The sequence below is a fragment of the Hoeflea sp. BAL378 genome (genome assembly GCF_000759435.1).
In the GTDB taxonomy this organism is placed as follows: domain Bacteria; phylum Pseudomonadota; class Alphaproteobacteria; order Rhizobiales; family Rhizobiaceae; genus Hoeflea.
Window position 1 is genome coordinate 32,713 of sequence record NZ_JRJG01000013.1, and the last position, 13,266, is coordinate 45,978.

A 13,266-nucleotide genomic window follows, 5' to 3' on the forward strand; every position below is an offset into this window, starting at 1 on the left:
CGGCCATGAGACAAGGAAGGAACGGGTGCCATGACCATCAATTTGCAGAAGCCGGACATCACCGAGCTGAAGCCGCGCATCACGGTGTTCGGCGTGGGCGGCGGCGGCGGCAATGCCGTCAACAACATGATCAATGCGGGGCTTCAGGGGGTCGACTTCGTCGTCGCCAACACTGACGCCCAGGCGCTGACCATGTCCAAGGCCGACCGGCTGATCCAGCTCGGCGTGGCCGTCACCGAAGGCCTCGGCGCCGGATCGCAGCCGGAAGTCGGCCGCGCGGCCGCCGAAGAGTGCATCGACGAGATCATCGATCATCTCAATGGCACCCACATGTGCTTCGTCACCGCCGGCATGGGCGGCGGCACCGGTACCGGTGCGGCTCCCGTCGTCGCCCAGGCCGCCCGCAACAAGGGCATCCTCACGGTCGGCGTGGTCACCAAGCCGTTCCACTTCGAAGGCCAGCGCCGCATGCGCCTGGCCGAGTCGGGCATCGACGAATTGCAGAAATGCGTCGACACCCTGATCGTCATCCCGAACCAGAACCTGTTCCGCATCGCCAACGACAAGACCACCTTCGCCGACGCCTTCGCGATGGCCGACCAGGTGCTCTATTCGGGCGTCGCCTGCATCACCGACCTGATGGTCAAGGAAGGCCTGATCAACCTCGACTTCGCCGACGTCCGTTCGGTGATGCGCGAGATGGGCCGCGCCATGATGGGCACCGGCGAAGCTTCCGGCGAAGGCCGGGCGATGGCCGCGGCCGAAGCCGCGATCGCCAACCCGCTGCTCGACGAAACCACGATGAAGGGCGCGCAGGGCCTGTTGATCTCGATCACCGGCGGACGCGACATGACGCTGTTCGAAGTCGACGAGGCGGCGACCCGCATCCGCGAGGAAGTCGATGCTGACGCCAACATCATCCTGGGCGCGACCTTCGACGAAGCGCTCGAAGGCCTGATTCGCGTCTCCGTCGTCGCCACCGGCATCGACCGGGTGGAAGGCGCTGCCGAAATGCAGCGCCCGACGATCACCGCGCCGCGGCCTCAGCCGCGTCCGGCAGCCGCAGCCCAGCCGCAGGCGGCCCGTCCGGCTCCGGCCCCGCAGCCGTCCCCGGCAGCCCGCGACCAGGTGGCCGAAACCATCCTGACGGCGGAAGCCGAACTCGAGCGCGAGCTCGACATCGCCACGCAGATGGATCTGGCCGCACGGCCGCAGGCCGCCCCGGCGGCCGCAGCCCAGCAGCCCGGCTTCCAGCCGCAGAGCCGCCTGTTCGCCAACACCGGCGAAGTGGCGGCCCCGCAGCAGCCGGCCATGGCCGCGCCGCAGCGCCCGGCAATGGCGGCGCCGCACCAGCCCGCCGCTCCGGCGCCGGCGATGCGCACCGAGGCGGAACCCGTCCGCATGCCGCGGGTCGAGGACTTCCCGCCGGTGGTCAAGGCCGAGATCGAGCACCGCGCCCAGCCGCACGGCCATGCCGACGAACGCGGCCCGATGGGTCTGCTCAAGCGGCTGTCGAACTCGCTCGGCCGCCGCGAGGAGGACGATCAGCCGCTCTCGGCCCAGGCCGCCCAGGCACCGCAGGCGCGTCGTCCGCTCTCGCCCGAGGCGAGCGTCTACGCACCCCGCCGCGGCCAGTTGGACGATCAGGGCAGGATGACTCCGCAGGCCCGCGCGAGTCACGAAGACGAGCAGTTGGAGATTCCCGCCTTCCTGCGCCGCCAGAGCAAGTGAGCCTGCTGTAATACAGTGTAACATTCCCGGTGCGGCGGCTGTATTGCCGCCGCACCGTTTTGTTAACTAATTGTTAACATTAGAGTATTTGAATCAATGCTGCGTTACGACTCCGTAACAGAAGGAAAAAAAGCGTGATTTGGAAACTCGGGACTGTCGTCATATCTTGCGGATCGACAACAAGGGGATGGGGCAGTCAATCACGTGGGGGAAACGTGAGATCGCTCCTGACGATCGGGGACAACATGGCCGTGACGGGTCGTGCCAAATTATGCGGGAAACGGCGGACCTTATGAGTGGCAATATAGTAGGCCTTCAAACCACGATTTCGAGGTCGATCTCGCTGTCCGGTATTGGCGTTCATTCCGGCGAAAGCGTGTCCATCACCTTCCATCCCGCGGATCCCGACACCGGCATCGTCTTCAACCGTTTCCATGATTCGGGCGACATCATCAGCGTGCGCGCCGTGTCCTCCCAGGTCGGCTCCACCGATCTTTGCACGCTTCTGGGCCGGGCTCCGGACCGTTCGGTGGCCACCGTCGAACATCTGATGGCCGCCCTCTACGCGCTCGGCGTCGACAATATCAGCATCGATCTCGACGGCAGCGAAGTGCCGATCATGGACGGCAGCGCCGCCGTGTTCATCGAGGCGCTCGACACTGCCGGCCTGGTCAACCATTCGGTCAAGCGCCGCTATGTCCGCGTCATCAAGCCGGTCCGCATCGAAATGGGCGGCTCCTGGGCGGAATTCAGCCAGCACAACGGCACCCGCTTCGAGATCGATATCGATTTCGACTCGCCGCTGATCGGACGCCAGTCCTGGAAGGGCGAAGTCACCGCCGACACGTTTCGCCGTGAGCTGGCCCGCGCCCGCACCTTCGGCTTCATGCGCGATGTCGAGCGGCTCTGGGCCTCCGGCCACGCGCTCGGCTCCTCGCTTGAGAATTCGGTGGTGATCGGCGACGACGACAAGGTCATCAATGTCGAGGGCCTGCGCTTCCGCGACGAGTTCGTGCGTCACAAGACGCTCGACGCCGTGGGCGACCTGGCGCTGGCCGGCGCCCAGTTCATCGGCTGCTACCGCAGCTATCGCGGCGGCCACAAGCTCAATGCGCTGGCGCTCAGGGCGCTGCTGGCCGATCATTCGGCCTATGAGGTCGTCGAGGCCCCGGCGCGCCGCAACACGGTTCGCCATGGCGAATTGGTGGCGGTCAATGCCGCGACCTTCGCGCCCTGGGATATTTGAGCGTCCAGGGCCGGTCCGGCCGCCGCAATTCCGGTCTACAACCTTGTTTTTGAACAGGGCCTTGCCACAAAATTGCGGCAAAGCGTCTTCATGACGTTGCGAAGTTCGGTGATTTCCGGATAGAAACGCGGGTCTGGTTCCGTGGGGCGATGGCTTCGGCGGCAGTTGAGAGGTTGTGCACGATGTTTACTTCGGTCAAGGGCGGGCGCGGGCGCGCGTTGAGAGTTGCGTTCTTCGTCGCCGGATTGGCCGGCGTCTCGTCAATGCTGGCCGGGTGCCAGTCCGATCCGGATATCGACATCACCTCCTATGCGCAGTCGATCGAACCCGCCGATGTGCTCTACAATCAGGGCCTCGCCAACCTCCAGGCCGGCCAATTGACCGAGGCCAGCCGCAAGTTCGAGGCCATCGACAAGCAGCATCCCTATTCCGAATATGCCCGCAAGGCGATGGTGATGAGCGCGTTCACCAACTACCGCCAGGGCCAGTACACCGAGGCGATCAACACCGCGTCGCGCTATCTGAGCCTCTATCCCAATGACGAGGACGCCGCTTACGCGCAGTACATCGTCGGGCTCGCCTACTACCGTCAGATCCCCGAGGTCACCCGCGACCAGCGCACCTCGGCGCGCGCCATCGCCGCCTTCACCGAGGTGATCGAGCGCTATCCCGATTCGGAATATGTCGAGGACAGCCAGGCCAAGCTCCGCTACGCCCGCGACCAGCTCGCCGGCAAGGAGATGCAGGTCGGGCGCTATTATCTTGAGCGCAAGGAATATGTGGCGGCGGCCAACCGCTTCCGCCAGGTGGTCGAGACCTATCCCAACACCCGTCAGATCGAGGAGGCGCTGGCGCGCCTGGTCGAGACCTACTACGCGATGGGGCTGGAAAGCGAAGCACAGACGGCGGCGGCCGTGCTCGGGCACAATTATCCCGACAGCCAGTGGTATGCGGACTCCTACAAGCTCCTCAAGACCCGTGGCCTGGAGCCCAGGGAAAACAAGGGCTCCTGGATTTCGCGCGCCGGGGCCCGCCTCGTCGGCGCCTGAAGCGGCGGCGATGCTGGTCCAGCTCTCGATTCGCGATATCGTCCTCATCGAGAAGCTCGATCTCGAGTTCGACGCCGGGCTGTCGGTCCTGACCGGGGAAACCGGTGCGGGCAAATCCATCCTGCTTGATTCGCTATCGCTGGCGCTCGGCGGCCGGGGCGACGGCGGCCTCGTGCGCCATGGCGCCGACAAGGGCCAGGTGACGGCCGTGTTCGACGTGGCCGTCGACCATCCGGCGCGGCTGCTGCTGCGCGACAACGGCATCGACGACGACGGCGACCTGGTGTTCCGCCGGGTGCAATCGGCCGACGGCCGCACCCGCGTCTTCCTCAACGACCAGCCGGCGAGCGTGGCGCTGATGCGCGAGGCGGGGCTGAGGCTGGTCGAGATCCACGGACAGCACGACGACCGGGCGCTGGTCGAGACCGACGCGCACCGGGCGCTGCTCGACGCCTTCGGTGGGCTCACCGACCGCGCCGCCGATGTCGGCCGGCTCTACGAGGTCTGGCGCGAGTCCGAGCGGGCGCTCAAGGCGCACCGGGCCAAGGTGGAGGCGGCGCGGCGGGAAGCCGATTTCCTGCGCTCCTCCGTCGACGAGCTTGAAAAGCTCCACCCCGTCGAAGGCGAGGAGGAGGTGCTGGCCGAACGCCGCTCGCACATGATGAAGGCCGAGAAGATGGCCAGCGACATCAACGAGGCCAACGAGGTGCTCAATGGCCAGGGCTCGCCGATGCCGACGATCAGCGGGTTGATGCGGCGGCTCGAGCGCAAGGCGCAGGAAGCGCCGGAACTGCTGGGCGACACGGTGGCGGCGCTCGACCGGGTGCTCAATGCGCTGGCCGACGCGCAGACCGCGGTGGAGACGGCGCTCCGCTCCGCCGATTTCAATCCGCGCGACCTCGAGGAGACCGAGGAGCGGCTGTTCGCGCTCCGGGGGGCTGCGCGCAAGTACAATGTCACGGTCGAGGCGCTGCCCGAGCTCGCCGCGCAGATGGTGGCTGACCTCAGCGATCTCGACGCCGGCGAGGAACGGCTGGCGGCGATGCAGGCGCGGGTCGGCGAGACCCGCACCGCCTTCCTCGATGCCGCCGGCCAGTTGTCGGTGCGCCGGCACGAGGCGGCCGAGGCGCTGACGGCCGCGGTGATGGCCGAGCTGCCGGCGCTGAAGCTGGAGCGTGCCGAATTCATGGTGTCGATCTCGAGCGACACGGACAATGCCGGGCCGACCGGCATCGACGCCATCGCCTTCCACGTGCGCACCAATCCCGGCTCGCGGCCGGGCCCGATCATGAAGGTCGCCTCGGGCGGGGAGCTGTCGCGCTTCCTGCTGGCGATCAAGGTGGCGCTCGCCGACCGCGGCTCGGCGCCGACGCTGGTGTTCGACGAGATCGACACCGGGGTGGGCGGCGCCGTGGCCGACGCCATCGGCAAGCGCTTGAAGCGGCTCGCCTCGGGCGTGCAGGTGCTCTCGGTCACGCATGCGCCGCAGGTGGCCGCGCGCGCCGCCACGCACATGCTGATCGCCAAGGGGCCGTCGGCGGCGGGCTCGCTCACCGTGACGACGCGGGTCTCCACCATGGGCGCCGACCAGCGCCGCGAGGAAATCGCCCGGATGCTGGCGGGCGAGCATGTCACCGACGAGGCGAGGGCGGCGGCGGCCAGGCTGCTCGACGTCGCGGACTAGGTCACCAGGTAATCTTGCCGAACGCGGGGGCGCTCTCGAGGCGGGCCATGAGGTCGGTCACGCGGGCGGTGGCGTCGCGCGCGGCATCGGCATTGCGGCGCATGCCGGGGCTGTCCTTTGCGTCGTCCGCCATCAGCTCGACCACGCCCCTGAGCAGATAGGCCGCGCTCATGAAGCTCGCCGCCGTCTCGGCGTCCTCCGTGCTCATGGCCGCGCCGGCGGGCGCGTCGTCGAGCAGGACGTCGAGATAGGCGAGCGGCGGCGCCGAGTCGGCTGCGGTCGCGGGATCGAGCTCCGGCTTCAGACCCAGATCGGCCAGCGTCTTGAACGAGGTGGCGAAATCGGTGGCCGCGCCTTCCAGCTCCTTGGCCATGCGCGCGGTGTGGCCAGCCAGGAAGCCCGGCGCCAGATTGAACAGCATCAGCGAGTTCATCTGTTCCTTGAGGTGCTTCAATCGGTCCTCGGCGAAGGCCTTGCGGCTTTGGGCGGCGGATTCGACGAAATCATCGAGCATCGCCAGCGGATCGGAGGCCGTCGGTTCACCCGCGCCGCCGCCCTGGTTCGTTGCCGACCCCGATGCGCCGGACGCGGCCGGCCGTTCGAGAGCCGCCTTGCCGACGGAATAGGAGAATGCGCTGACGATCATCCGGCCACGGTCCTTCATGGCGGGCAACAGCCCGCCGAGATCTGGCACCATACGTCCGAAAACCTAACCGCTGATTGACCGGACCGCTCGACTTGTCTTTTCATTTGGCTGAATCGGTCTAAAACGGGGCAGATTGCCGGAGCCCCAGACATGACCCATGAGACCAAGCCCGTTGACGCCCTGAGCGAAGCCGAGGCCAAAGCCGAGCTGGTTCGGCTCGCCCAGGAAATTGCCCGCCACGACGAGGCCTATCACCAGAAGGACGCGCCGGTCATCGCCGACGCCGACTATGACGCGCTCAAGCGCCGCAATCTCGACATCGAGGAGCGGTTTCCGCATCTCAAGCTGGCGGACTCGCCCTCCGAGAAGGTCGGCGCGGCGGTGGCCGAGGGCTTTGGCAAGATCGTCCACCGGGTGCCGATGCTGTCGCTCGACAACGCGTTTTCCGACGACGACGTGCGCGATTTCGTGAATTCGGTCTACCGCTTTCTCGGGCAGTTGCCGGACAATTCCATCGCGTTCACCGCCGAGCCCAAGATCGACGGGCTGTCGATGTCGATCCGCTACGAGGAGGGCGAGCTCGTCACCGCCGCTACCCGCGGCGACGGCACCACCGGCGAGAACGTCACCGCCAATGTGAAGACCATTTCCGAAATCCCCAATCGGCTGCCCGCCGGCGCGCCGTCGGTGGTGGAGATCCGCGGCGAGGTCTACATGGCCAAGGAGGATTTCCTGGCCTTGAACGCGCGCATGGCGGCGGAAGGCAAGCCTACCTATGTCAACCCGCGCAACACCGCGGCCGGGTCGCTGCGGCAGCTCGACGCCGCGGTGACGGCGAGCCGCAAGCTCCGCTTCTTCGCCTATTCCTGGGGCGAGATCTCGGAGATGCCGGCCGACACCCAGCACGGCATGATTGAAGTGTTCAGGGACTGGGGTTTCCCGGTCAATGCGCTGACCAAGCGGCTCGACAGCATCGAGGAGCTGATCGCCCATTACAACGAGATCGGGCTCGCCCGCGCCGATCTGCCCTATGACATCGACGGCGTGGTCTACAAGGTCGACCGGCTCGACCTGCAGGGCCGGCTCGGCTTCCGCTCGCGCAGCCCGCGCTGGGCGATCGCCCACAAGTTCCCGGCCGAGAAGGCGGCGACCCGGCTCACCGCCATCGACATCCAGGTCGGCCGCACCGGCGCGCTCACCCCGGTGGCGCGGCTCGAGCCGATCACCGTGGGCGGCGTCGTGGTGACCAATGCGACGCTGCACAATGCCGAGGAGATCGCACGGCTCGGCGTCAAGATCGGCGACACGGTGCAGATCCAGCGCGCCGGCGACGTCATCCCGCAGGTGCTGGGCGTGGTGCTGTCGCCCGACGACGCCGTCGAATTCGAGTTCCCCACCGTCTGCCCCTGCGAGCTGAAGACGCAGGTGATCCGCGAGGAGACCGCAGGCGGGGTGGAGGGCGTGGTGCGGCGCTGCTCGGGCGAATTCGCCTGCCCGTTCCAGCGCAAGGAGCATTTGAAGCATTTCGTCTCGCGCAAGGCCTTCGACATCGACGGCCTGGGCGACAAGCAGATCGAGTTCTTTTACGACGACACGCTGCTGCCGATCCGCCAGCCGGCCGACATCTTCACGCTTGCCGCGCGCGACGCCGCCAATGGCCTGCAGCGGCTCAAGAACCGCGACGGCTATGGCGAGACCTCGGCGCAGAAACTGTTCGACGCCATCGAGGTCAGGCGCACCATCGCGCTCGACCGACTGATCTTCGGGCTCGGCATCCGCCATGTCGGCGAGCAGACGGCGAAAACGCTGGCGCGCGCCTATGGCGACTGGGCCTCCGTGCACGAGGCAGCCCTTGCGATTGCCGCCGGCGACACGGCGGCGGCCGAGGAGATGGACGCGCTCGACGACATCGGACCCGCGGTGGTCGAAGCCGTCGGCCGTTTCTTCGGCGAGACCCACAATGTCGACATGGTCGACCGGCTGGTCTCCGAACTCACCATTCAGGACGCCGAGAAACCCGCCCAGGACTCCCCGGTGGCCGGCCTCACCGTGGTCTTCACCGGCAGCCTCGAGAAGATGACCCGCGACGAGGCCAAGGCCATGGCCGAGCGGCTCGGCGCCAAGGTGGCGGGCTCGGTGTCGAAGAAGACCGACATCCTGGTCGCCGGCCCCGGCGCCGGCTCCAAGCTCGCCAAGGCGCAGGAGCTCGGCGTCAGGACCATGGACGAGGACGGGTGGTTCGAGCTGGTGGGCTGAGCCGCGCGCCGAAGCGGGTCCAAAGATTGTTTTATTGCAATTCGCCTCTCCGGTTGGCGGGTTTCTTAACTACCGTGGCCCAAGGATCAGGGTGCGGTAGTCCCGAAAGCCCCGAGCGGAATCTATGCAATGAAACTGACCAGTGATCCGGTTGTCCACGAGATCGATACATGGAAACAGGCCCTGGAGGTTGCGGGCCTGGGCGTCTGGGACTGGAATCTAAGGACGAACATCACGACCTATTCCGAATCCTGGCGCCGGATGCTTGGCTACCAACGCAGCGAACTTCCCGAAAACCTCGATCTCTTTCTGCTGCTTCTGCATCCCGACGATCGCGACAGGGCGATCGAAAGCGGCGACCGGCACCTGGCCGGGGAGTGCGACAGCATCGAGACCGAGCTCAGGCTTCGCCACAAGGACGGAAGCTGGGTCTGGGTTCTCGACAGGGGCGCCGTGGTGGAGCGCGACGAGACCGGCCGTCCGCTGCGGGCGATGGGGGTCCAGACCGACATAACCCAGCAGAAGCAGGCCGAGCGCGAGACGAGCCTGATGAACGAGCGCTTCAAGCTCGCGCTGGCCGCCTCCGAGACCGGCATCTGGCATTTCGATGTCGGACGCAACCAGAGTTTCTGGGATGGCAAGACCTGCGACATTTTCGGGATCGAGCCGCAGGACGCGGAGATCGAAAGCGCGACCTGGCACGGGTTCCTGCATCCGGAGGACAGGCTAGAGACCGAGCGCCAGCACCTGGAGGCGATCCACCAGGACAGGGTGATCAAGATTCCCTACCGGATCATCCGCAAGGACGGCGAGGTCCGCCACGTGGTGACGCTGGCGAAATCGGTCATGAGCCAGGGATCGGCGGGATATCTGGTCGGCACCATCCGGGACGTCACCGATGAAATCGCCGCCGCCCGCGCGCTGCAGGCCGAGAAGGAGCGGTACGAGATCACGCTCGAGGCGATCAACGATTCGGTCATCAGCACGGATGTCGCCGGCGTCATCAATTTCGCCAATCCCTCCGCCGCGGCGATGCTGTCGGTCGCGCAAGGCGCGCTGACCGGGTGCAACATCTTTTCGCTGTTCCGGAACAACCGGATGATCCGCAGCGTCCAGCTCGACACGCAGGACAACTACCAGCGCGGCGTCATCCTGGAAATCCATTCCGAGCTCTACCGCTGCAAGAGCAGCCCGATCCTGTCGCCCACGGGGGATAGCTGGGGCAATGTCTACACCTTCCAGAACATTTCGGAGGAAACCCGCAGGCAGCAGCAGTTGGCCTACGCGGCGCACCATGATGCGCTGTCGGGCCTGTACAACAGGATCGCCTTCGACAGCGCCCTGGAAAAGGCGATCACCGCCTCGGCAACCACCGCGTTTGCGATCCTGTATCTGGACCTCGACCACTTCAAGGCGCTCAACGACTTCGCCGGCCATGCCGCGGGCGACGATGCGCTCAAGGCGATCGCCGCCAACGTGACGGCGCTCCTGCCCCAGGACGCGTTCTTCGCGCGGCTGGGCGGCGACGAGTTCGCCATGCTGATCTCCGATCCCGACGTGGAGGCCATCCAGAAGCTCGCCGGCGACGTCATCGCGGCGGTGCAGGCGGTCGAGATCAACAGCAGCGCCGGCGGTCCGCGGCTCGGATGCAGCATCGGCATCGCCATCGTCAACGATCCGTCCACCAGCGCCTCCGACGCGCTGGCGCAGGCCGACGACGCCTGCTACGCGGCCAAGTCCTCGGGGCGGAACCGCTTCGCCTTCTTCACCAAGCACAGCTCCACCGTGACCTCGGGCCTCTCCGCCGCACGCGAGGTCGCCGACCTCACCGCCGCGCTCGAGGAGAGCAGGGTGATCCTGTTCGCCCAGGAGATCCATGCGATCGGACGGTCGCGCGAGCAGTGCGGACGCGTGGAAATCCTGGCCAGGATGAAGGCGCGGGACGGCCGCATCATCGGCCCCGACGCCTTCATTCCCGCCGCCGAGCGCTTCGGCATGGCCACGGTGCTGGACCGCTGGATCATCCGGACGGCATTCGCCGAATACGGCCACCTGCTCGAGAGCATGGAGCTGAAACTGGGCTTCAACCTGTCGGCGCAGACGCTGTGCGACCCCGGCCTGTGGTCATTCATTCACGATACGGCCCGGGATCACGGCACGCCGCTGTCGCAGATCGCCTTCGAAATCACCGAGACGGCCGCGGTCACCTGTTTCGACACCGCCAACAGCTTTGTCAGCCGGGCGCGCAACCATGGCTGCATGGTGTCGCTCGATGATTTCGGCTCGGGCCTGAGCTCGTTCGGTTATCTCCGGCGGTTTCCCATCAACTGCATCAAGATCGATGGCGCCTTCGTCGAAAAGATCGTCGAGAGCGACGTCGACAGGGCCATCGTCGCCGCCGTCGTCGAACTGACGCGGAAACTCGGTTTCGACGTGGTCGCGGAGAAGATCGAGAACGAGGCCATCCTGGCCGAGCTGCGGGCGCTGGGCGTCACCCACGGCCAGGGCTACCATCTGCACCGCCCCGAACCGCTGGACGCGCTGATGCAGCGCCGGCTGGGGTCGCTCTCCGGCCGCCGTGGCAGGGTCAGGATCGCCTGAATGCCTGGATCAGCGGCGTAGGTGCCGTCGCTGCGGAATTCCGCTGCCGACGCCGGCGCCGCGGGCATGCGCCCGCAGGGCCAGCCCGGCCGAGGCGCGCGCTAGCCGCCCATGTAGAAGAAAACAATGCCGGCGAGGATGACGAGGCAGAGGCCGAGCGAGATGAACAGCACGCGGCGTCCGGTGCCATGCGTGGTCGTGCCCTGGCGGGCTTCATTGGTGGTTTCTTCGACGGGCATAGTTGATCCTTTCAATTGACGTGTCAGGGTGTCAACGTTCGGGACCTATGGTGGTTCCGCGCCGGACGCACGCGGGGGGTCAAACGCCGGCGGAGCCTGCATTTTCCGGCGTGACAGGGGATCCGCGCGGGTCTTCCGCGGGTCTGCTCGCGATCAGTTCAGCGCGGCGCGCAGGATGACGAACAGCACGCCCGACAGCACCGCGGCGGCGGGCACGGTGACCACCCAGGCGGCGACGATCTGCAGGAAATGCGCCCGGCGCACCAGCTTGCGGCGGCGCTGTTCGGCGATCCTGCCATTGCCGGATTTGCCGTTGCCCGGGTTGATCTGGTGGCGCGCCACGTAGTCGGCGCGGCGGCTTGACCTTTCGGTGTACCATTCGCGGAAGAAGCCGACGCCGAACACCGCGCCCACGGCGATATGGGTGGAGCTCACCGGCAGGCCGAGCCAGGAGGCGACGATCACGGTGATGGCCGCCGACAGCGCCACGCAATAGGCCCGCATCGGGTTGAGCTTGGTGATCTGGTTGCCGACCATGCGGATGAGCTTCGGGCCGAACAGGATGAGGCCGAGCGAGATGCCCGCGGCGCCCACCGCCATCACCCACAGCGGGATCGCCACCAGGGCCTCGACGTCGCCATATTCGGCGGTGTGGACAATGGCCGCCAGCGGACCCACGGCATTGGCCACGTCGTTGGCGCCGTGCGCGAAGGACAACAGCGCCGCCGAGCAGATCAGCGGCATGCCGAACAGCTTTCTCAGCGACTGGTTGCGGTTCTCGAGTCCGCGCGACTGCCGGGCGACCAGCGGGCGGGCGACGAGCCAGCTCACCACCGCGGTCACCACCCCCACCGCCAGCGCATTGCCCAGCGAGAGGTCGATCAGCGCGCGCAACCCCTTGAGCGACAGGTAGGTCGCGAAGGCGCCCGCCATGACGGCGATCAGCACCGGCACCCAGCGGCGGGCGGCGGCGATCTTGTCGTCCTTGTAGATGATGGCGGTCTTGATGAAGGCGAGGCAGCCGGCGGCGATCACCCCGCCCATGATCGGCGAGATGACCCAGCTCGCGGCGATGCCGCTCATGGTCGACCAGTTGACGGCGTCGACGCCGGCGGCGGCGATGCCCGCGCCCATGACGCCGCCGACGATCGCATGCGTGGTCGAGACCGGCGCGCCGACAAAGGTGGCGAGGTGGAGCCACATGGCTGCCGCCATCAGGGCCGCCATCATCGCGGCGATGAAGGTGCCGGGATCGGACACCGCGACCGGGTCGATGATGCCCTTGGAGATGGTGGCGACGACGTCGCCGCCGGCAATCAGCGCGCCGGCGCTCTCGAAGACCGCGGCGATCGCCAGCGCCACGCCCATGGTCATCGCCTGCGAGCCCACCGCCGGCCCCATGTTGTTGGCCACGTCATTGGCACCGATGTTGAGCGCCATGTAGGCGCCGATCGCCGAGGCGGCGATGATGGTCACCGCGCCCGGCTGGCCGGTGACGAAGACGCCGGCGATGACCGCGCACAGGACGATGAAGATCAGCGCCAGGCCGGGCGTGACGAAGCCGCGATTGATGAGGCCCGTGGCCTCCTCCATCGTGGCGATCTTGTCGAGATCCTTGTCGAGCGTGTCTTTGCGGTAGGTATCGGCCATGTCTGGGAAGCGTTTCCGTAATCCGGCGTGATGCGGCAGGGATCGGTTGTGACAGTCTTGTGACTGGTGAGTCCCGTCGATGGACGTCCGAAGCGGTGGCGTCAAGCCGGGAGCGGCCTGTTTCAACGGCTTTTCGGCCTCTGGCGCCCGATTGGCGCCGATCG

The 13,266-nt window shown here is 66.9% G+C and carries 9 protein-coding genes; 6 read left to right on the forward strand and 3 right to left on the reverse strand.

Annotation, left to right across the window (positions count from 1 at the left end):
• The first annotated feature begins 30 nt into the window (after positions 1-30).
• The 4 genes from ftsZ to recN all read left to right on the forward strand — a co-directional run bounded on the left by ftsZ (position 31) and on the right by recN (position 5,710).
• A complete protein-coding gene (ftsZ, locus tag LL06_RS04195) occupies positions 31-1,731 on the forward strand; it encodes a cell division protein FtsZ (RefSeq protein WP_035522634.1) in 1,701 nt (566 codons plus the stop codon).
• A 292-nt stretch (positions 1,732-2,023) separates the two neighbouring features.
• Complete coding sequence (lpxC, locus tag LL06_RS04200) at positions 2,024-2,977, forward strand: UDP-3-O-acyl-N-acetylglucosamine deacetylase (RefSeq protein WP_035522636.1); 954 nt, start codon at positions 2,024-2,026, stop codon at positions 2,975-2,977.
• Between the two features lie 182 nt (positions 2,978-3,159).
• Positions 3,160-4,026, forward strand: a complete 867-nt coding sequence (locus tag LL06_RS04205) for an outer membrane protein assembly factor BamD (protein WP_035522639.1) — start codon at positions 3,160-3,162, stop codon at positions 4,024-4,026.
• Between the two features lie 10 nt (positions 4,027-4,036).
• A complete protein-coding gene (gene recN, locus LL06_RS04210; protein ID WP_035522641.1) occupies positions 4,037-5,710 on the forward strand; it encodes a DNA repair protein RecN in 1,674 nt (557 codons plus the stop codon).
• Position 5,711: 1 nt separating this feature from the next.
• On the opposite strand, the gene LL06_RS04215 is transcribed toward recN, so the two are convergent.
• Entirely contained in the window at positions 5,712-6,407 is a 696-nt protein-coding gene (locus LL06_RS04215) for a hypothetical protein (RefSeq protein ID WP_152599489.1), read from the reverse strand.
• Between the two features lie 99 nt (positions 6,408-6,506).
• Here LL06_RS04215 and ligA point away from each other — a divergent pair, with 99 nt between their 5' ends.
• Complete coding sequence (ligA, locus tag LL06_RS04220) at positions 6,507-8,612, forward strand: NAD-dependent DNA ligase LigA (protein WP_035522646.1); 2,106 nt, start codon at positions 6,507-6,509, stop codon at positions 8,610-8,612.
• Between the two features lie 129 nt (positions 8,613-8,741).
• A complete protein-coding gene (locus tag LL06_RS04225; protein ID WP_052161202.1) occupies positions 8,742-11,213 on the forward strand; it encodes an EAL domain-containing protein in 2,472 nt (823 codons plus the stop codon).
• A 101-nt stretch (positions 11,214-11,314) separates the two neighbouring features.
• Here the strand turns inward: LL06_RS04225 and LL06_RS27620 are convergent, their stop codons facing one another.
• Entirely contained in the window at positions 11,315-11,452 is a 138-nt protein-coding gene (locus LL06_RS27620) for a hypothetical protein (RefSeq protein ID WP_161784931.1), read from the reverse strand.
• Between the two features lie 153 nt (positions 11,453-11,605).
• A complete protein-coding gene (locus tag LL06_RS04230; RefSeq protein ID WP_035522649.1) occupies positions 11,606-13,102 on the reverse strand; it encodes an inorganic phosphate transporter in 1,497 nt (498 codons plus the stop codon).
• Between the last annotated feature and the right edge of the window lie 164 nt (positions 13,103-13,266).